General features: G+C 62.3%; 26 protein-coding genes. 18 read left to right on the forward strand and 8 right to left on the reverse strand.

Features of this window, described 5'->3' with window-relative positions; all coding sequences use genetic code 11:
* The first annotated feature begins 26 nt into the window (after positions 1-26).
* Together RAE21_RS14270 and RAE21_RS14275 are read left to right on the forward strand one after the other, a co-directional pair.
* Entirely contained in the window at positions 27-608 is a 582-nt protein-coding gene (locus RAE21_RS14270) for a chalcone isomerase family protein (protein ID WP_313881933.1), read from the forward strand.
* Between the two features lie 160 nt (positions 609-768).
* The gene (locus tag RAE21_RS14275; protein ID WP_313881934.1) at positions 769-2,298 is read left to right on the forward strand and encodes a methyl-accepting chemotaxis protein; all 1,530 of its coding nucleotides are present in this window, start codon (positions 769-771) and stop codon (positions 2,296-2,298) included.
* A gap of 33 nt (positions 2,299-2,331) precedes the next feature.
* On the opposite strand, the gene gph is transcribed toward RAE21_RS14275, so the two are convergent.
* Genes gph through rpe form a run of 4 tightly spaced genes read right to left on the reverse strand, consistent with a single transcriptional unit; the run spans position 2,332 to position 6,552 of the window.
* Positions 2,332-3,027: a phosphoglycolate phosphatase gene (gene gph, locus RAE21_RS14280; protein WP_313882711.1), complete on the reverse strand. Its 696-nt coding sequence runs from the start codon at positions 3,025-3,027 to the stop codon at positions 2,332-2,334.
* A 1-nt stretch (position 3,028) separates the two neighbouring features.
* On the reverse strand, positions 3,029-4,183 hold the full coding sequence (locus RAE21_RS14285) for a putative bifunctional diguanylate cyclase/phosphodiesterase (RefSeq protein ID WP_313881935.1): 1,155 nt from the start codon (positions 4,181-4,183) through the stop codon (positions 3,029-3,031).
* Positions 4,146-5,831 carry a PAS domain S-box protein gene (locus tag RAE21_RS14290; protein ID WP_313881936.1) on the reverse strand — a complete coding sequence of 562 codons (1,686 nt, stop codon included), beginning with the start codon at positions 5,829-5,831 and terminating at the stop codon, positions 4,146-4,148. The genes RAE21_RS14285 and RAE21_RS14290 overlap by 38 nt, the downstream gene beginning before the upstream one ends.
* 43 nt (positions 5,832-5,874) lie before the next feature.
* Positions 5,875-6,552 (reverse strand): ribulose-phosphate 3-epimerase, encoded by a 678-nt coding sequence (gene rpe / locus RAE21_RS14295; RefSeq protein ID WP_313874257.1) that lies wholly within the window; start codon positions 6,550-6,552, stop codon positions 5,875-5,877.
* 78 nt (positions 6,553-6,630) lie between these two features.
* Here rpe and apaG point away from each other — a divergent pair, with 78 nt between their 5' ends.
* Genes apaG through thiL form a run of 3 tightly spaced genes read left to right on the forward strand, consistent with a single transcriptional unit; the run spans position 6,631 to position 10,039 of the window.
* A complete protein-coding gene (apaG, locus tag RAE21_RS14300; RefSeq protein WP_313874258.1) occupies positions 6,631-7,023 on the forward strand; it encodes a Co2+/Mg2+ efflux protein ApaG in 393 nt (130 codons plus the stop codon).
* Positions 7,024-7,031: 8 nt separating this feature from the next.
* Positions 7,032-9,011, forward strand: coding sequence for a site-specific recombinase (locus tag RAE21_RS14305; RefSeq protein WP_313881937.1), 1,980 nt, complete (start codon positions 7,032-7,034; stop codon positions 9,009-9,011).
* 5 nt (positions 9,012-9,016) lie between these two features.
* Positions 9,017-10,039, forward strand: a complete 1,023-nt coding sequence (thiL, locus tag RAE21_RS14310) for a thiamine-phosphate kinase (RefSeq protein ID WP_313882712.1) — start codon at positions 9,017-9,019, stop codon at positions 10,037-10,039.
* 54 nt (positions 10,040-10,093) lie between these two features.
* Here the strand turns inward: thiL and RAE21_RS14315 are convergent, their stop codons facing one another.
* Positions 10,094-11,008: an EAL domain-containing protein gene (locus RAE21_RS14315; RefSeq protein ID WP_313881938.1), complete on the reverse strand. Its 915-nt coding sequence runs from the start codon at positions 11,006-11,008 to the stop codon at positions 10,094-10,096.
* Positions 11,009-11,247: 239 nt separating this feature from the next.
* Between RAE21_RS14315 and RAE21_RS14320 the strand changes: the two genes are divergently transcribed.
* The 3 genes from RAE21_RS14320 (at position 11,248) to RAE21_RS14330 (ending at position 12,579) form a co-directional block, all read left to right on the forward strand.
* Positions 11,248-11,472, forward strand: coding sequence for an HNH endonuclease (locus RAE21_RS14320; protein WP_313874262.1), 225 nt, complete (start codon positions 11,248-11,250; stop codon positions 11,470-11,472).
* Between the two features lie 109 nt (positions 11,473-11,581).
* Positions 11,582-11,983 carry a DUF2177 family protein gene (locus RAE21_RS14325; protein WP_313881939.1) on the forward strand — a complete coding sequence of 134 codons (402 nt, stop codon included), beginning with the start codon at positions 11,582-11,584 and terminating at the stop codon, positions 11,981-11,983.
* A gap of 179 nt (positions 11,984-12,162) precedes the next feature.
* Entirely contained in the window at positions 12,163-12,579 is a 417-nt protein-coding gene (locus RAE21_RS14330) for a PilZ domain-containing protein (RefSeq protein WP_313881940.1), read from the forward strand.
* Here the strand turns inward: RAE21_RS14330 and RAE21_RS14335 are convergent.
* Entirely contained in the window at positions 12,561-12,980 is a 420-nt protein-coding gene (locus RAE21_RS14335) for a tautomerase family protein (RefSeq protein ID WP_313881941.1), read from the reverse strand. The two genes, RAE21_RS14330 and RAE21_RS14335, sit on opposite strands and share 19 nt — an antisense overlap.
* Positions 12,981-12,982: 2 nt before the next feature.
* Positions 12,983-13,162, reverse strand: a complete 180-nt coding sequence (locus tag RAE21_RS14340; protein ID WP_313881942.1) for a hypothetical protein — start codon at positions 13,160-13,162, stop codon at positions 12,983-12,985.
* A 137-nt stretch (positions 13,163-13,299) separates the two neighbouring features.
* Here RAE21_RS14340 and RAE21_RS14345 point away from each other — a divergent pair, with 137 nt between their 5' ends.
* The 8 genes from RAE21_RS14345 to RAE21_RS14380 all read left to right on the forward strand — a co-directional run bounded on the left by RAE21_RS14345 (position 13,300) and on the right by RAE21_RS14380 (position 19,116).
* Positions 13,300-14,196 carry a LysR family transcriptional regulator gene (locus RAE21_RS14345; protein WP_313881943.1) on the forward strand — a complete coding sequence of 299 codons (897 nt, stop codon included), beginning with the start codon at positions 13,300-13,302 and terminating at the stop codon, positions 14,194-14,196.
* A 116-nt stretch (positions 14,197-14,312) separates the two neighbouring features.
* A complete protein-coding gene (locus RAE21_RS14350) occupies positions 14,313-15,086 on the forward strand; it encodes a GntR family transcriptional regulator (protein ID WP_313881944.1) in 774 nt (257 codons plus the stop codon).
* The gene (locus RAE21_RS14355) at positions 15,083-15,880 is read left to right on the forward strand and encodes a transporter substrate-binding domain-containing protein (RefSeq protein WP_313881945.1); all 798 of its coding nucleotides are present in this window, start codon (positions 15,083-15,085) and stop codon (positions 15,878-15,880) included. Before RAE21_RS14350 ends, RAE21_RS14355 begins: the two co-directional genes overlap by 4 nt.
* Before the next feature lie 28 nt (positions 15,881-15,908).
* Entirely contained in the window at positions 15,909-16,592 is a 684-nt protein-coding gene (locus RAE21_RS14360) for an amino acid ABC transporter permease (RefSeq protein WP_313881947.1), read from the forward strand.
* A 3-nt stretch (positions 16,593-16,595) separates the two neighbouring features.
* Positions 16,596-17,246, forward strand: a complete 651-nt coding sequence (locus RAE21_RS14365; RefSeq protein ID WP_087495326.1) for an amino acid ABC transporter permease — start codon at positions 16,596-16,598, stop codon at positions 17,244-17,246.
* Entirely contained in the window at positions 17,233-17,967 is a 735-nt protein-coding gene (locus tag RAE21_RS14370; protein ID WP_313876985.1) for an amino acid ABC transporter ATP-binding protein, read from the forward strand. The genes RAE21_RS14365 and RAE21_RS14370 overlap by 14 nt, the downstream gene beginning before the upstream one ends.
* A gap of 34 nt (positions 17,968-18,001) precedes the next feature.
* A complete protein-coding gene (locus RAE21_RS14375; RefSeq protein ID WP_087495328.1) occupies positions 18,002-18,595 on the forward strand; it encodes a phosphatidylglycerophosphatase A family protein in 594 nt (197 codons plus the stop codon).
* 74 nt (positions 18,596-18,669) lie between these two features.
* A complete protein-coding gene (locus tag RAE21_RS14380; RefSeq protein ID WP_313882713.1) occupies positions 18,670-19,116 on the forward strand; it encodes a CinA family protein in 447 nt (148 codons plus the stop codon).
* Between the two features lie 9 nt (positions 19,117-19,125).
* On the opposite strand, the gene RAE21_RS14385 is transcribed toward RAE21_RS14380, so the two are convergent.
* Positions 19,126-19,980 carry a substrate-binding periplasmic protein gene (locus RAE21_RS14385; protein ID WP_313881948.1) on the reverse strand — a complete coding sequence of 285 codons (855 nt, stop codon included), beginning with the start codon at positions 19,978-19,980 and terminating at the stop codon, positions 19,126-19,128.
* Positions 19,981-20,098: 118 nt separating this feature from the next.
* Here RAE21_RS14385 and RAE21_RS14390 point away from each other — a divergent pair, with 118 nt between their 5' ends.
* Entirely contained in the window at positions 20,099-21,010 is a 912-nt protein-coding gene (locus RAE21_RS14390) for an alpha/beta fold hydrolase (protein ID WP_313881949.1), read from the forward strand.
* Entirely contained in the window at positions 21,003-21,725 is a 723-nt protein-coding gene (locus RAE21_RS14395; protein ID WP_313881950.1) for an SDR family NAD(P)-dependent oxidoreductase, read from the forward strand. The genes RAE21_RS14390 and RAE21_RS14395 overlap by 8 nt, the downstream gene beginning before the upstream one ends.
* Positions 21,726-21,729 lie beyond the last annotated feature (4 nt).

Consider the following 21,729-nt stretch of genomic DNA (forward strand, 5'->3'; position numbering starts at 1 on the left):
GAACGACCGTTCTATTTAAGGCTTCCATGACATTGAAACAGTTTTTTTCCACGTGGCTGCTGGCGGCTTGTGCCGCAACGAGTGCTGTTGCGGCACCAGAGATCCATGGCGTCAAAATCGAAGACAGCATCACGCTGGCCGGCAGCAAACTGCAACTCAACGGTGCAGGCACCCGCTTTAAAGCCGTGTTCAAGGTCTATGTCGGTGAGCTCTACACCAGCCAGAAGGTCAGCTCCCTCGATGAGCTGATTGCAGCGCCCGGGCCCAAGCGCCTGAGCATGACGTTTGTGCGCGAAATCGAAGCCGGTCCCTTCGGCAAGCTGCTGACGCGCGGGGTGGAAGACAACGTACCGAAGAACGAAATGTCCAAGCTGGTGCCGGGTCTGATCCGCATGGGCGACATCTTCACGGTGAACAAAGTGCTGGTCCCAGGGGATGTGATCCATCTCGACTGGATACCGGGCACCGGCATGGTCGTGACCGCCAAAGGCAAAGTCCAAGGCGAGCCCTTCAAGGAGCCTGAGTTCTACAAGGCCATCATGTCCATCTGGTTCGGCCCCTCACCCGCCGACTTCAAACTGAAAGAGGCCCTGCTCGGCCAGAAATAAATTCCGTTTTACTCCAAGCCTCATAGGCCGGTATGGAAACGTACCGGCCTTTTTTTCTTGCCGCCCGTCAAACACCGCAAATCAAGGTGACAAAGTCACAGCGGCGCGTTAGATTGGGTGGCGCCACCTCCATCACCTATTGCAGCCCGGGGAGACACACGTGAAACTCAGTTTGAAACTGCCACTGGCATTTGCACTGGCTTTGGTATTGCTGTTCATGGGGGGCGTGTTTGGCATACGAACACTCAACCATGCGGTAGACACCTACCGGATCGACGTATTGCGCCACGTTGAGGCCAATAAAAAGGCAGCCGACATCGCAGGACAGTTTTCCGTCGCCATCCAGGAGTGGAAAAACGTGTTGCTGCGTGGAAAGAATCCGAAAGACCTCGACCTCTATTGGGCCGCGCACCAAAAAGAAATGGCAAAGGTCATTGAAGGTGTGGACGCCCTGAGCCGCGAAATGGACGACAGCACCAGCCGCGACCTCACCACACGGCTCTCCACCGCCATGGGCGGCACCGCCAAGGCCTATGAGAGTGCTTTCATGGCGTTCAAGGAAAGTGGTTTCGATGCCACCGTGGGTGACAAAGCCGCCCGCGGCAAAGACCGGGAGTCCGCCGGTCTGTTGATCACCCTGCGCAAACACCTGTCTGAAGAAGAAGCCCTGGCCTCCGAGAGCGCAAGCGCGCTAGCCTCTCGCGGAAGCGCTTTGGCCTATGGGGTCATGACCCTCGTCACCCTGATCGGTTTTGCCGGCAGCATTTGGATGAGTCGGCAAATTGTGCGCCCCTTGAGCGAGGCTGTGAGTGCCGCAGACAAGGTATCCCGCGGCGATTTGACGGCTACCCTTTACCCCGAGGGGCAAGACGAAATCGCCCATTTGCTGCGCTCCCTGCAAACCATGCAGACCAACCTGTCCACACTGGTCACCAAAGTACGGCAAGGCGCGGAAAACGTGTCCCATGCGAGCGCGGAGATTGCCCATGGCAATCACGACCTGTCGATCCGCACCGAACAGCAGGCCAGCGCCTTACAAGAAACCGCAGCGTCCATGGATGAATTGGGTGCGACAGTGAGCCGCAGCTCCGAGGGTGCAGCACAAGCGAATGAGCGCGCAGTGAGCGCCTCGGAGGTCGCCTCGCGCGGTGGAGATGCGGTGGGCAAAGTGGTCGAGACAATGAAAGGCATTCACACCGCATCGAGCCGGATTTCAGAAATCATCGGGGTCATCGACGGCATCGCGTTCCAGACCAATATTCTGGCCCTGAATGCGGCCGTCGAGGCAGCCCGGGCCGGCGAGCAAGGCCGCGGTTTTGCGGTGGTGGCCGCAGAGGTCCGCAGCCTGGCCGGCCGGAGTGCCGAGGCCGCCAAAGAAATCAAAAGCCTGATCAACGCCAGCGTGGAGCAAGTGGCCCTCGGGAGCAGCCAGGCCGCCCAAGCGGGCCACACCATGGCGGAAGTGGTGAACGCCATCCGGGAGGTCAGCACCATGGTGAGCGACATCAGCAATGCCAGCCACGAGCAACGCATTGGCGTCAGCCAAGCGGGGCATGCGGTCACCCTGATCGATGAGGCGACCCAACAAAACGCGGCACTGGTCGAGCAAATGGCCGCCGCTGCATCGGGGCTGAAAGAGCAGGCCAAGGAATTGGTGGGCGTGGTCACCGTCTTCAGGCTCGCCACCTGACCCGGGGCATAGCCTGCGCTTGCCGGGCGTTTTCTAGATCCAGCGCAGCTGCGTCAGGCGGTCGACCACTGCGTCCGCGTCGACCTGATCCACCGGTTCCCCGTGGTTGTAGCCGTAACTGACCAGCAACACGGGGCAGCCTGCGGCCCGAGCGGCTTGCGCATCGTTGCTCGAATCTCCCACCATGAGGGTGCGCCCCGGCACGGTGCCGAGTCGCTCGCAGGCGTGCAACAAAGGCATGGGGTCCGGCTTCTTCCGGACTACCGTGTCGCCGCCAATCACGAGTGGAAAAAATGGCGCAAGACCCTTCTCTTGCAGCAAGTCGCGGGCAAACGCAGCCGGCTTGTTGGTCACGCACACCATGGGCAGCCCCGCCTGCTGCCAGCCGGCCAGCGCATCGCGGACTCCGGGGTAGACCTCGGAGTAACGTCCGTTGACCGCACGATAGTGGTGCTGGTAAGACGCCCATGCCTGCTCAAACAGTGCTACGTTATCAGTAGCAGAACCCCCTTGATCAATGTGCGCCAGAAGGCCTTTTATCAAGTTTTCAGAGCCTTTGCCCACCAGCCGCTCGACCAAGGCTTGCTCCACCACAAAATCGCGGTACGGCAGGGGCAGATCTGCCACCATGCGCTGCAGAGCCTGCACAAAATCACCCAGCGTGTCGACCATGGTTCCGTCCAGGTCGACGATCACGGCATCCACATTTGACCGGGGCCAATCCAACATCTCACTCACGAATTCCACTCCTGATGGCGCGCGCCTGAATCCAGGACACGAGTTCATTCACGGGCAAAGGCTTGGCAATCCAATACCCTTGGGCTTTCTGGCAACCCATGGCCGCCATTTGCAAGGCTTGCGCCTCGGTTTCAATGCCCTCGGCCACAGTGCCGAGCTTGAGCGTCGCAGCAACCCGCAAGGTCGCTTCGATCAGCACCCGGTGGTATTCGCTCTTGTCGAGCAAGTTCACAAACGACCGATCGATCTTCACCGAGTGAACCGGCAGCTCGTGCAAGCACGCAAGCGACGAGTAGCCGGTACCGAAATCGTCCAGCGACAGCGCAATACCCATCGCCCGCAGGTCTTGCAAAGTACTTTGCACCAGCGCATCTTGCGCGGCCAAGCTCTCGGTGACTTCCAGCACCAGCTGGAAGGGCTCCATATTGGCCAGGCGCAGGGCGTCCCGCACCGCCTCCACCAGCCCCGGCTCCCGGAGTTGCGCCCGGGACAGGTTGACCGACACACTGGGTGGCGCCTCCGGCCCCAGTACACGCTGCATTTTTTCAAAAGCCTGGCAGGCCTCTTGCAACACGAACTGGCCCAGGGCGGCGATCAAGCCGCAAGACTCCGCCAGCGGAATAAAGTCCACCGGCGACACTGCGCCACGCACCGGATGGTGCCAACGCACCAAGGCTTCCATTCCCGCCAGCCCGTATCCGGGCAGATCCACAAGCGGCTGGTACACCACCGACATTTCACGCTGGGCCAGCGCATCGCGCAGGTCGTTTTCCAGCGCCACGGAATTGCTGACCTGGGAACGCATGGCAGGGTCGAACACCACATAGCGCGCGCGGCCCGTGCGTTTGGCTTCATACATGGCGATGTCAGCGTCGCGCAGCACGCTGTCAGCATCGGGCTCAGCGTGGGCGCTGGTCACGATACCGATACTCACCGTCGAAATCACCCGGTGCCCCTCCACGGTGTAGGGCACAGCCAAAGTGTCCAGCAAACGGCTCGCGACATGGATTGCATCGAGATCGCCCCGGATGTCATCCAGCAGCACCACGAACTCGTCTCCGCCGATACGGGCCGCCACTTTTTCGAAGTCGTCGCCCAGAGTAAAGGCATCAGCCCGGCCGGAGGCTGTCTTCGAGGCGGCGCGCAATTTGGCGCAACAGACCGTCGCCCACTGTATGCCCCAGGGTGTCGTTGACCTGCTTGAAGCGGTCAAAGTCCATGAACAAGACGGCAAAGTGGTAGCCGGGTTCGGTGCGGTGCCGCTCAATCGCCGTGCGGATCAACTCCAGCATCACGGTCCGGTTGGGCAAGGCCGTCAAGTCGTCGGTGCGCGCAGCAGAGCGGAGCTGCTGCTCCAAGGCTTTTTGGGCATTGACGTCCATCGCCACCCCGGCAATCCGCAGCACCCGGCCTTGCACCGTGCGGTCCGCCGCGCGGCCTGCAAACAAAATCCAGATCCAGCGACCGGACTGATGCCGCAAGCGCACCGAGAGCCGGTGCTCGTGGGTTTCATCCAGCAGGTGTTGGCGAATCGACTCGTTCCAGGGCAACCAATCATCCGGGTGAATCAATGCTCTCCAACTCGCTGCGTGGGGGGACAAAACCCCGTCGGGATAGCCCAAGAACTGCTGCATGCGGCGGTTCCAGCCCACGCTGTTGTCGACCAGATCCCAATGCCAAATCCCCAAGCCTGCCCCGGATACGGCCAGCGACAAAATCTCTTGCTGGGAGCGCACTTCACTCAAATCGGTCGCCACCAGCACCCAACCGGCGTCGCCGCCTGCAGGGTCTGCAATCGGCTGCATGTCCACCAGTACCCAGCCCCGCAAGCCTTGCCTCGTCAGGATGCGGACCTCACGCTTGATGCCACGGCCTTGGGCCAGGGCTTCGGTGAACTCTGAAAAATGCGTCGGGTCTGCACTGCGCCCCCGCAACAACGTGCCGATCCGGCGGCCTTGCGCCGCCTCGCTGGTGTAACCGGTGAGCTCGGTGAATGCTTGATTGATCCAGGTCACCCGGTGGGAGGCATCGGTAATCGCAATCGCATTGGAGCTGATTTCGGCGACAGTCGCCATGCGCTTGAGCCGCTCGGCTTGGCGCGATAACTCTTCATATTGGCGGCGCACCGCCCGGGCAGTGGGCTCCACCAGAAACACCGCCAGCGCAAGGATCAGGAGCACGATCCCACCGACGATGGCCCATATCGTGCTGATCACGCGGTGACTGCGCTGCGAGGTGTCCGCGGCCAGTTGCTGCGCCAAGGTGTACAGCGTCATCTCCGCACGCGCGATGACCATCATGGTGCTGCGGACCTCCGTGTCCTGCAGCGCCCGGGGCGTCTCGCCGGACAGATTTGCCCTATCGAGTGACGCCCACAGGGCCTCGCGGACTACCAGCCAATCCTTTAAGGCAGCAATGGTTTCCCGGGAAGAAAGCGGGGCACTCTCCGACTGGCGGCGCTGCATTTGATCCAGCACATCCGCCTCTTTGCGCAGTCGCAGCGTGGTGGACGCCAGCGCCTGCCAACGATCCGGGTCCGGCGCTTGAGCCTTCGGGTCAGGTACCAACAGGCTGAGCCGCTGCAGCAACACCCGCTGCTCGGACACGCTGTGCAATATGTGCAGGTCCAATTGCCGGTCTTCCTGCCACTGCAAAGACAAAACGGCACGGGAAAGCCCGAGCACCAACAGCAGCAGCAACACCCCGTACATGGCGCAGCGCACCAGCACATGGGTGTACAGCCAGCCCGAAGGGGGCACTCGGAGTCGCTGCATCAGCACGCGGGGGGTAGCCACAAATCGCGGAGTGTGATGCAACGCTGGATCAGCGAGCGAGGCGTCAAGCCGCCAGCGCCAGGCGCATGGCGTCGACGACCGACTTGTAGTCCGGCTTGCCGAAAATGGCACTGCCTGCCACAAAGGTGTCTGCACCGGCATCGGCTACGCGGCGGATGTTGTCGGTCTTGATACCACCGTCCACTTCAAGGCGGATGTCTTTACCGCTTGCGTCGATGCGCTTGCGCACTGCCTCGATCTTGCGCAAGGCCGAGTCAATAAAGCTCTGCCCGCCAAAGCCGGGGTTCACGCTCATGATGAGAATCAGGTCGATGTCGTCGATCACCCAGTCCAGCACATCCAAAGGCTCGGCGGGGTTGAACACCAAACCGGCTTTTACGCCCTTGCTCTTGATCGCCTGCACGCTACGGTGCACATGGCCGGAGGCATCGGGGTGAAAGCTGATGTAGTCCGCACCGGCCTCGGCAAAACTCGCCGCCAGCGCATCCACCGGGGAAATCATCAAATGCACATCAATCGGCACTGCCACGCCGGCCGCTGTTTTGGCATGGGGCTTGAGTGCACTGCAAATCATGGGGCCGAAGGTCAGGTTCGGCACATAGTGGTTGTCCATCACGTCAAAGTGAATCCAGTCCGCACCTGCCGCGATAACGTCAGTCACTTCTTGACCCAAACGGGCAAAGTCGGCGGAGAGGATGGAGGGAGCAATGCGAAAGGTCATAACAACGACGTCCGGGTAAGGGTGAGCGGGTTTATAGGGGTATTTCGGATTGCTTATTTTCGCAGGTAGCATTGCCCGATGGCCAAATATGCTTTTATGGTGGAAGTCAGCCCCCAATACCTGGCGGACCAATCCGCACCGAACGAAGACCTGTACGTCTTCGCCTATACCGTCACGATCACCAATGTCGGCGAGGTCACAGCCCAATTGATCTCGCGCACCTGGAACGTCAACGACGCTACCGGGCATACCGAGCGCGTCAAAGGGCTGGGGGTGGTGGGACAGCAACCACTGCTTAAGCCCGGCCAGGCCTTCGAATACACGAGCGGCACCCGTTTGCGCACCCCCACCGGCACCATGCACGGCAGCTTTTTCTGTGTGGCCGAGGATGGTGAAAAGTTTGATACCGACATTCCGATGTTCGTTCTAGACGCCCTGAGCGACGCCGGCGGCTCGCGCACCTTGCATTGAGTAACGCCATGGCCCAAGACGACCTCTCGACCCTGCTGGAACAACTGGAACACCCCACCACCGGGGTGGAGCGCCATATTTGGCTGATCCGCTTGATTACCTGGGTGCGCGGGGCCGAAGACGCGCCGGAAGCACCCGTTGCCCGCGTGACGCTGCTACTGGATGTGCTGGCTGCCCGCCCCCACACCACCAGCCTGCTGCGCAGTTGGTGGGCCGAACTGCTGGGTACTGTCGACGGCAGCACCTTGCTCTCGGACTACGGCTTCGGGTCCCGCAACGCCTTCATGAGCGAGCTCATGGAGCGCTTGAACCGCAAGCTCCTGCCGGCCACGCCGGAAACCCAAGACGCCTCCGAATTGTTTGCACTGGTGCTCAACGACCCGCGGGATGCGCGCTGGATCGCTGCACTCCCGGCGGATGCCCTGACACGGCTGGCAACCCTGCTTTCCTTGTCGGTGCCGCCCCCCGGGCCTGTGGGTGCTTTGCGGCCGGTCAGTGTCTGGCAGCACACCTTGCTCAATGCATTAACGTTTTGCGTCAGCCAGATCCGGGCCACAGGCTTCTCCCAGGAAATGCGGCTGCGCATGAGCAGCCCGGTGCGGGATGGCAGCCCGTTCCACACCCTTGCCGCCGACCTCGACAAGGTCATCGACACCTGGCTGGGCGGCGCCAACACCGGCGCTGCCGCGCAACACTTCCGCACCCAGCTGGATGCCTGCCGGCAGGCCGCTGCCACGGTGTACTCGCACCTGGATGCGCATGGCATTTCGGTGGATCTGGTGTTCCGCCTTCGCCAGCTCCGCGAGCGGGTCTTGCGGGTGCGCGCCCTGCTGGACTGCCTGCTCGACGACACCGACCACACGAGCACCGCCAGGCTGCTCTCGCACTTGGCCAGCGTCGGACAGGAGCAACGCAGCGTGGGCGCCTTGATTGCCTCCAACTCCTCGCTGCTCGCTGCCAAGGTGGCAGAGCGCAGCTCTGAGACCGGCGAACACTACATCACCCGCAACCGCGCGGAATACCGGGCCATGCTCGGCAACGCGGCGGGCGGCGGGGCCCTGACGGCTCTGACCACCGCCATGAAGTTCGGCATCATGGCGCTGGGGCTGTCTGCGTTTTGGTACGGGTTCTGGTCGGGCGTGATGTATGCCGCCAGCTTTGTGCTGATCCAGATGCTGCATTTCACGCTGGCCACTAAGCAGCCTGCGATGACGGCCCCTGCCATGGCCGCCAAGTTGAAAGACATTTCAGACTCGCAAGCGCTGCAGGCCTTTGTGGACGAAGTCACCCACCTGGTGCGCTCGCAGATGGCGGCCATATTGGGTAACGTGGTCTTGGTGTTTCCGGTCACGGTGCTGCTGTCCACCGCCATGGTGCTGACCACCGGTGCGCCAATGCTCACCCCTGAAAAGGCTGATTACGTGCTGCACTCGCTCACGCTGCTCGGGCCCTCGTTGCTGTTTGCAGCGTTCACCGGCGTGTTGCTTTTCTCGAGCAGCATTGTGGCGGGCTGGGTCGAAAACTGGTTTGTGCTGCACCGCCTGGACTCTGCCATCCGCTACAACCCCCGCATCACCGCCTGGCTGGGTGCGCTGCGGGCCGACCGCTGGGCCCAGTTCATGCGGCACAACATCTCGGGCTTGGCGGCCAACATCTCGCTGGGCATGATGCTCGGCTTGGTCCCCGCCATCCTGGCGTTCCTGGGCCCTGCCCTCGACGTGCGCCACGTCACGCTGTCAGCCGGTCAATTGGGCGCGGCCTGCGCGGCGCTGGGCTGGGAGGTGGTGCGCAGCCCGGCCCTGTGGTGGGCGGCAGCCAGCATCCCGCTGATCGGCTTGCTGAACGTGGGCGTGAGCTTTTACCTCGCATTCAGGGTGGCCCTGCAGGCTCACAATATCTCGGGGGTAGACCGCTCCCGCATCCGGTCGGCCATATGGCAGCGCTTGCGCGCAGCCCCGATGAGCTTTTTGTGGCCCGCCAAAGAATGAGTTCACTGGGTGAGTTTGAGCTGATCGCGCAGTATTTTGCCCGCGCCCACCGGCCGCTGCCCACCCAGGTGGTGCTGGGCATTGGCGACGACTGCGCCTTGCTGCAACCCACCCCCGGCATGCAATGGGCCATCAGCAGCGACATGCTGGTCAGTGGGCGCCACTTTTTTGCCGATGTGGATCCGCGCACCTTGGGCCACAAGGCACTGGCCGTGAACCTGAGCGATCTGGCCGCCTGCGGCGCTACGCCTGTGGGCTTCACCCTGGCGCTGAGCCTGCCAGAAGCCAATGCCCAATGGCTGCATGACTTTTCGCAAGGCCTGTTTGCGTTGGCCGATGCCCATGGCTGCCCCTTGGTGGGTGGCGACACCACCCAAGGCCCGCTCAACATTTGTATCACCGTGTTTGGCGAAATCCCGCCCGGCCAAGCGCTGCTGCGTAGCGGAGCCCAAGCGGGCGACGACATCTGGGTCAGCGGCACGCTGGGCGACGCGGCCTTGGCGCTGCATTGCCTCTGGGGCCGCGATGCACTGCCGGCGCCCGACTTGGCACGAGCCCGCCAGCGCCTGGAGCAACCCAGCCCCCGGGTCGCCTTGGGCCAAGCCTTGCGCGGTGTTGCCCACGCCGCGGCCGATGTCAGCGACGGCTTGTTGGGCGACTTGGGCCACATTCTCAAAGCCAGCAAGGTCGGCGCTGATTTGATGGCCTCTGACGCTATGACTTTAATAGCTAGCAGCGCATATTCCACGAGCGCTAACGGCCTATTTGACCCTCAATCGGATCGTACTGCTGCAGTGCTCGAATATGTGCTGAGTGGCGGCGACGACTACGAACTCGTGTTCACCGCAGCCCCGGCTAAGCGCGAGGCCATTGCCGCTGCAGGCACGAAGAGCAACACCCGGGTCACCCGTGTCGGCACGGTGACCTCAGCGCCTGGCGTGCGGGTACTGTGGCCGGACGGCAGCCAGGCGCTTGGCAAGTGGGCCAGCTTTGACCATTTCAAAGCGGGAGCCACACCGGGGCCCTAAAGGGTAATGAAGGGGCAGCGAAAGACCAGTGACCGCCCCTGCTGCCTCGCCCCCCTAGTTCAACAGCGAGTAGCGTTGCGCCAGCTCCGGGGGAATATCCTCCGCCGAGGTCATCGGCATGGCAGAGGTGGTGGGCGGGCTGAGATTTTCTCCGGACCCGAGCGCGTCCCGCGCCCGCAGATTCAAACTGCGGGCAGGCTCCAACGAAGGACTACCCAAGAAAAAGCCCTGGGCAATATCCACCTCCAAGGCCTTCATCGTCAGCAGCTCCACCCCGGTTTCCACCGACTTGGCCACCAGCAAGGCGTTTTGCGTGCGGGCAATCCGCACCAGGCTGCGCACCATTCGGCTTTGTTCTGATTCGGTGGCGATGTTGTGGGTCCACCGGGGCGCCATCTTCACCATGTTCGGGAGCAAAACACTCCAGGCGTTCATGCTCTTTTCGGAGGCACTGAAGTTATCGAGCGCCACCGTGACACCGGCCGTCCGCAAGGGGGACAAGGCGTCGAGCAAGGCATCCAGCTTGTGCACACGGGTGTATCCGGACACATCCAAACCCACATACTTGGGGTTGATCCGGTGTTTGTGCATCAGCTGCAGCAAATTTGCGGTTCCCTGCGACTGCTGGAGCTGCACCAATGACTGGGCACTGAAGTTCACAAACAGCTTGCCTTTGCCGATCTGCGAGGACCATTGCTCCATCACCGCCTCTAGGCAGGCGAGCTCTAATTCTTGGAGACAGTTCTCTTTCTCTGCGGTCTTCCAGAGGTCTTCCAAACTCGTATCAGCCAGGGTGCGCGGCGGGCGGACCAAAGCCTCTTGCCCGAGCACGATGCCGGTGCGCAGGTCCACCATGGGCTGAAACACCGGCGCCAGACCTTCGCTGCCCAGCAACTGCATCACATTGCGACCCCGGGCTCGCGGCGCCCGGCGCAACCAGCTCCCCATTTTCGATAACCACTCAGACATTCCAACCCTTTCAAAAACCCGCAAAGCTCCCCGCTACGGCGGGGCCAAGGCCCCTCGCGGAAGAGACCGTTTCAATCAAGACCGGTTGCAGGTGACAGTCCGCCACCGATCCTGTGGATTTGCCGACAACACTGCCAGCAAACCCCACATGCCCACCATGTCCGGCAATTACACGCCGCCTGCCGATCGAACGCAAGCCGAAGCCTTAGACGTGCCTGAATTGCCCCGAAAATCAGGGCATGAGCCGCCTCTCTCTCACCCGGACCAAGATCTACAACACCGTCGCCCGGCAGCTGCATGGGCAAGTGCCCTGCTGGGTTTGCGGTCAACACGTCACGCCCGAAGACGCCACGCTGGAGCACATCCGCCCCCAAAGCGAGGGCGGCAGCAGCCACCTGGAAAATTTGGCCATCAGCCATGGCACCTGCAACCGGGGACGTCACATTCCACAACAGGCCGCCTGAGAGGTCTAGGCGCTCGAGGTAAAACTTTGTAAACCTCGCTGTCTTGCGTCAGCTGGGCGGGCCCGCCCCGATGCTGCAAGTCGACCACGGCTTTGGGTAAGCTGTACCCATGAACAAACACCTCGCGGCCTATGCGGCCACCGCTTTTGTGCTTTTGATGCTTGATGTGTTGTGGATCGGCGGGCTGGCCCAGTCCCTCTACCAGGAGGGCATCGGCCACCTGATGGCGGAGCAACCCCGGCTTGGCGTGGCTGCATTGTTTTACGCGCTGTATCCCATAGGCTTGCTGGTGTTTGTTGTAGCCCCTCGGGGGGTGACTGACGACTGGCCCGCCACTTTGCTGCGCGGCGCGCTGTTCGGACTCGTGGCCTATGCCACCTACGACCTGACCAACCTGGCCACGCTCAAAGGGTGGCCTGCAGGGCTGGCGATGCTGGACATGGCATGGGGATGTGTGGCGAGCTGCGCCGCTTCTTCCGCGGGAAGACTGGTATTTCAGCGCTTTGCATAAATAGGGGTTTGGGCACTCATGGATCCTGTGCCTCTCAGGCTTCAGCGAAGTGAATAAAGGTGCTGCTGACACCGTGGTGTCAGCAAGCTGCAAAAGTTTCGTCATCAAAACGTCGTCATATTCCTGCAACGCGCCTGGCGCAGGATGCTTGCTGTTGCATTTTTTGAAGAGGTTTTGCTATGGCAGTGTCTGAACAACGCGTCCACACCCGCGCTACCTATTTCCGCCTCGGTACTGGGACCCAGACAGCGTCTTACTTTGTGTTCCGCGATGCGGACAAGCCCGATGCGATTGCCGCGCTGATACTGGACATCAGCGAAGGCGGGGTGCAAATTCTGTCGCAAGCGGGCTCCTACCTCACCGGCAAATCATTCCGTCTGGATTTGCATGTGGCCAGTGCGGATGGGTTCGAAGTGGTGGATGGCGGCGAAGTCCAGTGGGTCTGGTCGCAGCCCGAAGGCATTTACACCCGCAGCGGCTTTGTGTCCCGCGCCGAGGGCCATAGCCTGGCTACCTTGCTGCAAGGCCTGCCGGTGCAGAACGAGCAGGTGATTCGCTGCGCGCTCTACCCTGTGGGTCACATGGCGATGGCCTGAGCGGCAGGCGTTTTGGCAAGTGCGCGGGCAGCTTGTGTCTGCCCGCCGTACCCCCAGTTGCTGGCCGGCACTTCCCGCACGATCACATAGCTGGCGGGCTCCAGCCCCTGCCCGTGGCCGAGTTGGGCCTCCAGCTCGGCGAATGCGCGTGCAATAAATGCCGCTTTCTGAGCCGCCGTATTAGTGCCTTGGGTGATGCTGATCTCCAGCATCGCCGTGGGGCGCTGCACATCGGTACCCCCTACGTGCCACCGCGCGGCGGGCACATCGTCGATGACCACTGCGGTCACCTCTGCACGTTTGCCTAATTCCTCTGCGGTGATGCGCGTCAGCGCTTCGGCCAGTGCGCGATAGCGAGATGGGTTTTGGAGGGGCGAGACTTTGAGTTGCAAAGTTGGCATGGTCAGGCTTTCTGGGTAGTGGTTGGGGTGGAATGGGTAAGGCGGCGGACCTGGTGCGCCATCAGGCGGGCAGCGTTGCACCAGAACTCATTTACCGCTTCGCGGCGCAGGCGACGGGCTTCCCGACGGGCGTGATCATGAAGTTGGACGAGTGCAGTGTTTTCAGGGGCGGCTGGGTACATGGTGGGCTCCGGTAGGTTCAGGTCTTGCTGCGATGGTTTGAACTTTATGGAGAACACCAACCTTCGGAAACCGCGCTAAGGCGATATTGGTTTTGCACTATTTGCAAAACCGAAGCTCACACCGGCACAATCGCGCCATGCAACTCCAACTCGATGACGTCGCCCTATTCACCCGTATTGCCAAGCTGGGCACCCTGTCGGCCGCAGCCCGCGAGCGCAATGTGCCGGTCAGCCAAGTCACCCGTGCGCTGACCCGGTTGGAGGCGGCCTGCGGTGTGCGCCTGCTGCACCGCACCACCCACGGCCTGAGCCTGACCGACGAAGGCGACACCTTGCTCTCTTATGGTCAACGCTTGCTGGACACCACCGCCGAGCTGGACAGCGAGCTCAGCGGCAAGCTCAGCGGGCCCAGTGGCTGGGTGCGTGTCAGCGTAAGCCCTTTACTGGCCGAATGTGTCATTGCACCTAGCCTGCAAGGCTTGTATGACCGTCACCCGGCCTTACACCTCGACATCAACGCCGACGACCGCGTTGCTGACATGGCCCGCGACGGCATTGACATTGCCATTCGCACCGGCAGCCCGAACAGCGACACCTTGGTGGCGCGAAAAATCGGAGAACACGGCCGCAGCCTCTATGCCGCCCCCGCTTATCTGGCGCGCTGTGGCACACCGCAGCACCCGGACGACCTCGCCCGCCATCACCTGATCGCCAACAGCGCCAGCCCTAACCTGAACCGTTGGACTCGCGCTGGAGGCAGCACCACCGCGGCGCTGACCGTGCCCGGACACACCCGCACCGACAACACCGCAGTAGTGCTCAGCCTGGTGCGTCATGGAGTAGGTATCGCCCGCCTGAATGACCTGATGGCAGCACCCTTGGTGCGCTCTGGCGAACTGGTGCCCTTGCTGCAAACGCATTTCGACGGTGGCCGCGTCCCCATCTATGCTGTGATGCTGCAGGAGCGGCACCGCTTGCCGAAAATCCGCGCCTGTATCGATTACTGGGCGGAGTGGATTACCGGCATGTCCTGAGGCACTTTTCGCACCGGGGTAGGGAGGTTAATCCCCGCTCCCGTGCACACCCGTCCCTGCCATGGTGCACATCGCTTGTATACCAGTGGCACGGAATCTGCTGTACCGGATGCACTATGGCCAACGCATCCGACATCAGCACCCGCATCATTGAAGCCATCATGGCCCAGAAGCTGGCCCCGGGCGCACGCCTGGGCGAGCAGCAATTGGCCATGGTGTTTGACTGCAGCCGCACCATCGTGCGCGAGGCTCTGACCCGCCTGGCGGCGCGCGGCATTGTGACCGTCAGCAGCCGGCGTGGCTGGTATGTGATCGAGCCCTCGCTCAGTGAAGCGCGCGAGGCCTTTGAGGCCCGCCGCGTGATCGAGATGGGCCTGATCCGCTGCACCACCGAGGTGAGCAAAGCTGCCATCAAAACCCTCAAAGCGCACATCAAGACCGAGCAGGCCGCCGTAAAAGGCACCGATGTGGGGCTGCGCAGCTACCTGCTGGGCGATTTTCATGTGTGCCTGGCCGAATGCTTGGGCAACAGCCTGCTGGCCGACACCCTGCGCGACTTCACCGCACGCACCACCTTGATCGCCATGCTCTACCAGTCATCCCACGATGCGGCCCATTCCTGTGCAGAACACGGCCGCATTGTCGAAGCCCTGGAGAAGTCCGATTGGGTGCTGGCCGAACAACTCATGCAACAACACATCGGCCACGTGCAAGACGCCCTGCGCCTGCAGCCCGCTGCCGAGGACCCGCTGGCTGAGCTGCGCAATGCACTCAGCCCCGTGGGCGAAAGCAGCAAGCCCAAACTTGCGCGTTTGGCACAGGGCTTGCATACAAGCCTTGCAGACAAATCCTCTTCATCCCCCTCAACCTACCTTGGAGCCCTGCTATGACCTTCCCCTTGAACAAACGCACTTTCGCCCTGGCGCTGGCCACCGGCGCCTTGCTGGCCGCCTCTGGCGTGCAAGCGCAAACCGCGCTGGACGACATCATGAAATCCAAGGTGCTAAAGGTCGCCGTGCAGACCGACTCTGCGCCTTACGGCTTTGTGGGCACCGACCTCAAGCCCATCGGCCTGGACGTGGACATGGCCAACCTCATCGGCAAAAAACTGGGCGTGCCGGTGGAGCTGGTAGTAGTGGTGAGCGCCAGCCGCATTCCCGCGCTGCAAACCAAAAAGGCCGACTTGGTGATTGCCACTCTGGGCAAGAACCCGGACCGCGAAAAAGTGATCGACTTCTCGTCGGCCTACTCCCCCTTCTTCCAGGCGGTGTTCGGCCCCAAAAACATCCCCGTCAAGAGCTTTGCGGATCTGGCCGGCAAGTCGGTGGGCGTGACCCGCGGCGCCATGGAAGACCAGGAGCTGGGCAAGGTGGCCCCAACAGGTATCGACACCAAGCGCTTTGAAGACAACAACGCCACCATCGCCGCCTTCACCGCCGGCCAGGTGCAGTTTGTGGCCCTGGGCGCATCGGTGGCCGGCAACATGATGACCAAGAACCCGCAGCTGTCAGCCGAGTACAAGCTGCTGCTCAAGGACAGCCCCAACTTCATCGGCATCGCCAAGGGTGAAGACAAGCTCAAGGCCAAAGTGAACGAGATCATTGCCGACGCCAAGAAGAGCGGCGAGCTCGAAGCCATGGCCAAGAAGTGGCTGGGTCGTGGTCTGGGTGAGTTGCCCCTGTAAGGCCTGACGCAACTGACGAGAGCATTCCATGCGCATTGAACTCGACTTCGGGGCGGTACTGGCCGAGTGGCCGCTGCTGCTCACCGGTGTGGGCTGGACCCTGGCACTCACGGCAGTGGCCGTGGTGGCGGGCACCGCCCTGGGCGTAGGCTGCGCATGGGTGCGGGCACGCGGCTTTGGCGCGGACCATGCACCGCGCTGGCTGCAAGCGGTGGTGGGCGGGTATGTGGAGCTGATCCGCAACACGCCCTTCATCGTGCAGCTGTTTTTCATCTTCTTCGGGCTGCCAGCGGCGGGCTTCAAGCTGTCCGCGGAAACGGCGTCCTTCATTGCCATGGTGATCAACCTCGGGGCCTATGCCACCGAGATCATCCGCGCCGGGCTGGAAGCCACGCCCAAGGGGCAGATCGAAGCGGCGGTGAGCCTGGCGCTTAACCGCCTGCAAACGTTCACCTACGTGGTGCTGCCACCGGCCTTGAAGAAGATCTGGCCCAGCCTGGTCAGCCAGGTGGTGATCGTGATGCTGGGCTCCTCGGTGTGCGGGCAGATTTCCACCAAGGAACTGAGCTACGCGGCCGACCTGATCCAGAGCAACAACTTCCGCTCGTTTGAGGCCTTCATGGTGGTGGGCGCGGTGTACCTGCTGCTGTCCTTTGTGGTGCGCCATGTGCTCAACTGGCTGGGCGCCACCTTTGTGTTCGGAAGGCGCTGAGCCATGGTGGACTTTTCCCTCTGGGACATTTTTCGCAACCTGCTGCTGGCCCTGCGCTGGACGGTGGGGCTTTCGCTGATCGCCTTCATCGGCGGCGGCGTGGTCGGGCTGCTCTTGCTCATGCTGCGCTTGAGCAAGTTGCCGGGTGCCACCGTATTCGTGAGCTGCTATGTGCAGCTCTTCCAGGGCGTGCCGCTGCTGGTGCAGCTGTTTCTGGCGTACTACGGCTTGGGCCTCTTCGGCATCAACACCTCGCCGTGGGTAGCGGCAGGCATGGGGCTCACGCTGTACGCCAGCGCCTTTCTGACCGAGATCTGGCGCGGTAGCGTGGAGTCCATACCGCGCGGTCAGTGGGAGGCTTCGCAGAGCCTGGCATTGAACTTTGCCGAACAGCTACGCTACATCATCCTGCCCCAGGCCTTCAAGATTTCGGTCGCGCCCACCGTGGGCTTCTTGGTGCAGGTCATCAAGGGCACGGCACTGGCCTCGGTGATCGGCTTCATGGAGCTGACCAAGGTCGGCAAGACCATTGCCAATGCCACCTTCAGCCCGTTTCTGGTGTTCAGCTGCGTTGCGCTGATGTATTTCGTGCTGTGCTACCCGGTGAGCCTGTACGCCAAATCTTTGGAGAGAAAGTTACATGCCCATCGTTGATATCCGCGCCCTGCGCAAATCCTATGGCAGCAACGAGGTGCTTAAAGGCATCGACTTGCAAGTGGAGCCCGGCGAGGTCATCGCCATCATCGGTAAAAGCGGCTCGGGCAAAAGCACGCTGCTGCGTTGCATCAACGGCCTGGAAGAATTCCAGAGCGGCGAGCTCACGGTGGACGGCAAACCCCTGCTCCACAAAAACGCAGCCGCCATGCGCGCCCTGCGCCAGCGGGTGGGCATGATCTTCCAGGGCTTCAACCTCTTCCCGCACCTCACGGTGGGCAAGAACATCATGCTGGCACCCAGTCTGGTCAAGGCCAAGGACACAGCCAGCGGCGAGGCCCATGCCCGCGCCTTGCTGGAGCGTGTGGGCTTGGCCGAAAAGTTCGATGCCTTTGCCGACCAGCTCTCCGGCGGGCAGCAGCAGCGCGTGGCGATCGCTCGCGCCCTAGCCATGGAACCCGCGGTGTTGCTTTGCGACGAGATCACCAGCGCCCTGGACCCCGAATTGGTGGGCGAGGTGCTGCGTGTGGTGGAAACACTGGCGCAGGAAGGCATGACCCTGCTGATGGTGACGCATGAGATGAACTTCGCGCGCCGTGTCTCGAACCGGGTGATCTTCATGCACCAAGGGCGTGTGCATGAAATGGGGCCACCGGCAGAGCTGTTCGGCAATCCGCAAACGCCGGAGCTGCAGCAATTTCTGAAGTCGCTGCACGATTGAGTGCACACCGCCTGCGCCGTTGAATAATCGGGGCATGAGCGAACCTGTCACCCTGATTCCCCTGGATACCCAGACCGGCGAACCCCTGTACCCGCCCCGCCCGCGCAAACCAGCTGGACCCACCGCCCAATTCATGTTCTCCCACCCCGCGCATGTGATTGCGCTGGGCTTGGGCTCCGGCCTATCGCGCATTGCACCCGGCACCTCAGGCACCTTGTGGGCCTGGGTGGCATTTATTGCGCTGTCGCAGTGGCTGGGCGAATTCGGCTGGGGCGTGCTGATCGCCTTAAGTATTCCGGTGGGCTGGTGGGCCAGCACCGTCACCGCACGCAACATGGGCGTGCTGGACCCGGGCAATATCGTGATCGACGAGATCGTGGCCTTCTGGTTGGTGCTCTGGTTGGTCACCCCCACCTCACTGGTGGGGCAGGCACTGGCCTTCGGCCTGTTCCGCTACTTTGACGCAGCCAAACCCGGCCCGGTGGGCTGGGCAGACCGGCTTTTCCACGGCCTTCAGGCCGACACCGACCGCCATGCCTGGACCAAGGCCGGCTGGGGCATCATGCTCGACGACCTGGTGGCCGCCGGCTGCACGCTGATGGTGATTGCCATCTGGAGGTTTGCGTGAGCGCGACACCCAATCATTCGCTATCAAATCAGGAGCTGCTCGCGCATATTCCATGTGCGCTACTGGCCGATTTGATGCTCAATCGCCAATGGATGCTAACCACCGCCGAGAGCTGCACCGGCGGCATGATTGCCGCTGCCTGCACCGACCTCGCGGGGTCGAGCGCCTGGTTTGAACGCGGCTTTGTGACCTATTCCAACGAAGCCAAGTCCGACATGCTGGGCGTGCCGGTTGCATTGATTTCCGCCCACGGTGCGGTCAGTGAGCCGGTGGCACGAGCCATGGCCAGCGGTGCCTTGCAACACTCCAGGGCGCAGGTGGCCCTGTCGGTGACAGGCATAGCCGGCCCCAGCGGAGGAAGCCCGGACAAGCCGGTGGGCACGGTCTGGTTCGGTTGGGCCACACCCGATGGTGTGTGGAGCGACGTGCAGCGCTTTGACGGGGACCGCGCCGCAGTCCGGGCCGCGACCCTGCACCACAGCCTCACGCGGCTGGTGGAGCTGCTCACACCTGCGACCTAAAGGGCCGCATTAACGTTTGGGCTTGGTGGGCGTGCGCTCTGGCGCCGGGGCCATGGCATTCAAGCGGCAGCCCGGCCAATTGAGCTTTTCTGTATAAGCGGGAGTACGCTTCAGTGCCCGCAAGCCGCGGTTGAAGGCCTGCAAGCGGGCCGCACTGTCGGGCAGCTTGTCGCTGAACATCACATGGGTGGTGAAGTTCGGGGCAAAGAGTCGCGGGTGCGCCCGCAGGTCTTGCACCTCGCTGTCCATAAAATGGTGCTGCATCAGGTAGCACGCCACGTTGCGCTCCATGGGCACCACATCCAAACGCCCGCCAATCAACAAGCGCAGGCTCGCCAGGTCGTCTGGCGCGGTGACCGTGGTCAAAGTGCCCGCCTTCAGCAGAGCCAGGAACTCCGGGGTGTAGGTGTAAGACTGCACCACCCCAATGCGCAGGCCCTTCAAGTCAGTGAGCCCCCGCCAGTCGAACGGAGCTTCCTTGAAAGCGCTTTGGCGATACACCAGTACCCACTGCTCGGTCAGCACGTTGTCACTGATCAGGAAACCTTTGTCCCGCTCGGGGTTGCGGCCCCAATAGGCGGTGGCATCCCACAAGCCGGCACGCGATTCTTCGAGGGTGCGGGTCCAGGGCTTGAAGGTGTACTCCACCTCAAACCCCTCCAGGGCGAAGGCGCGCCGGACAATGTCCAGTGCAATACCCTGGTCAGGCCGCTCCTGGGTGGCATAGGGCGCAAACTGGCCGGTCGCCAACCGCAGCACCTCGGCGGTAGCCGGCGCGCACGCACACGCCAGCGACAGTAGCGCAGCCCCGATGCTGGGGCGAAAAGCTTGCAGTTGAAAACTGGTGAAGCCCATCGATGTCATGCCTGTGTGGATCCCTTGATCATCATAGTGCGGCCTGTGGCTATTGCACGCGGGACAAGCCCTGTTTTACAAATCACTTAGCCTTAGATCAAGGTTTTGCACACTCATGGAGACACACATGTCCTGGTTTGATGGTTTCGAGCAACGCGATTTCGAGGTCCATGGAGTGCGCATCCACGCCCGGGTACCCCAGGACGCGCCGGGTGACAGGCCCGCGCTTTTGCTCTTGCATGGCTTCCCGCAAACCCATGTGCTGTGGCACCGGGTGGCACAACAGTTGGCCCAGGTCTTCTACCTGGTCATGCCGGATTTGCGCGGCTATGGCGACTCCAGCAAACCTACCGGCCTGCCGGACCACAGCAACTACAGCAAACGCGCACTGGCCGCCGATATGGTGGCCGTGATGGATGCGCTGGGCATCGCCCGCTTCGGCGTCTGCGGGCATGACCGGGGCGGGCGCGTCGCCCACCGGCTCGCAGTGGACCACCCGGAACGGGTGCAAGGCCTGTGCGTGATCGACATCGCCCCCACGCTGGACATGTACGCCGCCACCGACTTTGCCTATGCCAGTGCGTATTACCACTGGTTCCACCTGATTCAGCCCACGCCTTTGCCCGAGACCATGATCCTGGGTGCGCCCCTGCCCTATCTGCACACCAAACTAGGCGGCTGGGGCGGCACCGGCACCACCTTCATTGAGCCGCAGGCCATGGCGGAATACGAGCGCTGTTTTTTGTTGCCGGGCACGGTGCACAGCATGTGCGAGGACTACCGGGCAAGCGCAGGCATAGACCTCGAACACGACCGCGCCAGCCGGGCACTGCCGAACGGGGCTGGGCGCATTGCCTGCAACACCTTGGTGTTGTGGGGCGAGCGGGGCGTGGTGAACCGCCTGTTTGATCCGCTGACACTGTGGCAGGCCCAATGCGCAGCGACAGTCACCGGCGTGGCCATGGCCGCAGGCCACTTCATCCCCGAAGAGCTCCCTGAGCTCACTGCGCGCCATTTGAAGGAGTTTTTTCATGGATGAGGGCACCGGAATCACCCATTTGCCCCGTGGCGGAAGCGCCATCGTCATTGGCGCCGGCGGCGGTATCGGCGCTGCGTTGTTGCGCAGCCTGGAGGCTTCTGGCCAGTTTGAAACAGTCTGGGGCTTGGGGCGCCACACGACGCCAGCGTTGGATCTGCTGGATGAAGACAGCATCCGGACATCGGCACAGGCTATTCAAGCCACCGGTCTACCCGTCCGGCTGGTGCTGGATGCGACCGGTTTTCTGCACAACGACACCTGGAGCCCGGAGAAAAGCTGGCAGCAGCTCGACCCCGCGCACATGGCGCACAGCTTCGCCATCAATGCCATCGGGCCGGCGCTGCTCATGAAGCACTTTTTGCCGCTGTTGACCCGCGAAGGGAAAACGGCTTTCGTCACCTTATCAGCCAAGGTGGGCAGCATCGGCGATAACCGGCTGGGCGGGTGGTACAGCTACCGCGCGAGCAAAGCGGCACTCAACCAACTGGTGCACACCGCAGCCATTGAGTTAAAGCGCCGCCACCCGCATGCCGTGTGTGTCGCCCTGCACCCGGGCACGGTGGACACCGGCCTGTCCACCCCGTTTGCAAAAACCGGACTAGATGTGCGCACACCAGACGCCGCCGCCGAACGCCTGCTGACAGTGATCCACCAACTGCAGCCGGAGCAGAGCGGCGGATTCATCAATCACGATGGCACGGAGTTGCCGTGGTGACCTA

It is taken from the genome of Rhodoferax potami (assembly GCF_032193765.1).
Taxonomy (GTDB): Bacteria; Pseudomonadota; Gammaproteobacteria; order Burkholderiales; family Burkholderiaceae_C; genus Allorhodoferax; species Allorhodoferax potami.

Excerpts from the sequence above, each read along its gene's own strand:
- RAE21_RS14270 (WP_313881933.1), top strand. The coding sequence starts at position 27 with ATGACATTGAAACAGTTTTTTTCCACGTGGCTGCTGGCGGCTTGTGCC.
- gph (WP_313882711.1), bottom strand. The coding sequence starts at position 3,027 with ATGTTGGATTGGCCCCGGTCAAATGTGGATGCCGTGATCGTCGACCTG.
- rpe (WP_313874257.1), bottom strand. The coding sequence starts at position 6,552 with ATGACCTTTCGCATTGCTCCCTCCATCCTCTCCGCCGACTTTGCCCGT.
- apaG (WP_313874258.1), top strand. The coding sequence starts at position 6,631 with ATGGCCAAATATGCTTTTATGGTGGAAGTCAGCCCCCAATACCTGGCG.
- RAE21_RS14305 (WP_313881937.1), top strand. The coding sequence starts at position 7,032 with ATGGCCCAAGACGACCTCTCGACCCTGCTGGAACAACTGGAACACCCC.
- RAE21_RS14315 (WP_313881938.1), bottom strand. The coding sequence starts at position 11,008 with ATGTCTGAGTGGTTATCGAAAATGGGGAGCTGGTTGCGCCGGGCGCCG.
- RAE21_RS14320 (WP_313874262.1), top strand. The coding sequence starts at position 11,248 with ATGAGCCGCCTCTCTCTCACCCGGACCAAGATCTACAACACCGTCGCC.
- RAE21_RS14325 (WP_313881939.1), top strand. The coding sequence starts at position 11,582 with ATGAACAAACACCTCGCGGCCTATGCGGCCACCGCTTTTGTGCTTTTG.
- RAE21_RS14330 (WP_313881940.1), top strand. The coding sequence starts at position 12,163 with ATGGCAGTGTCTGAACAACGCGTCCACACCCGCGCTACCTATTTCCGC.
- RAE21_RS14335 (WP_313881941.1), bottom strand. The coding sequence starts at position 12,980 with ATGCCAACTTTGCAACTCAAAGTCTCGCCCCTCCAAAACCCATCTCGC.
- RAE21_RS14340 (WP_313881942.1), bottom strand. The coding sequence starts at position 13,162 with ATGTACCCAGCCGCCCCTGAAAACACTGCACTCGTCCAACTTCATGAT.
- RAE21_RS14345 (WP_313881943.1), top strand. The coding sequence starts at position 13,300 with ATGCAACTCCAACTCGATGACGTCGCCCTATTCACCCGTATTGCCAAG.
- RAE21_RS14350 (WP_313881944.1), top strand. The coding sequence starts at position 14,313 with ATGGCCAACGCATCCGACATCAGCACCCGCATCATTGAAGCCATCATG.
- RAE21_RS14355 (WP_313881945.1), top strand. The coding sequence starts at position 15,083 with ATGACCTTCCCCTTGAACAAACGCACTTTCGCCCTGGCGCTGGCCACC.
- RAE21_RS14360 (WP_313881947.1), top strand. The coding sequence starts at position 15,909 with ATGCGCATTGAACTCGACTTCGGGGCGGTACTGGCCGAGTGGCCGCTG.
- RAE21_RS14365 (WP_087495326.1), top strand. The coding sequence starts at position 16,596 with ATGGTGGACTTTTCCCTCTGGGACATTTTTCGCAACCTGCTGCTGGCC.
- RAE21_RS14370 (WP_313876985.1), top strand. The coding sequence starts at position 17,233 with ATGCCCATCGTTGATATCCGCGCCCTGCGCAAATCCTATGGCAGCAAC.
- RAE21_RS14375 (WP_087495328.1), top strand. The coding sequence starts at position 18,002 with ATGAGCGAACCTGTCACCCTGATTCCCCTGGATACCCAGACCGGCGAA.
- RAE21_RS14380 (WP_313882713.1), top strand. The coding sequence starts at position 18,670 with ATGCTCAATCGCCAATGGATGCTAACCACCGCCGAGAGCTGCACCGGC.
- RAE21_RS14385 (WP_313881948.1), bottom strand. The coding sequence starts at position 19,980 with ATGACATCGATGGGCTTCACCAGTTTTCAACTGCAAGCTTTTCGCCCC.
- RAE21_RS14390 (WP_313881949.1), top strand. The coding sequence starts at position 20,099 with ATGTCCTGGTTTGATGGTTTCGAGCAACGCGATTTCGAGGTCCATGGA.
- RAE21_RS14395 (WP_313881950.1), top strand. The coding sequence starts at position 21,003 with ATGGATGAGGGCACCGGAATCACCCATTTGCCCCGTGGCGGAAGCGCC.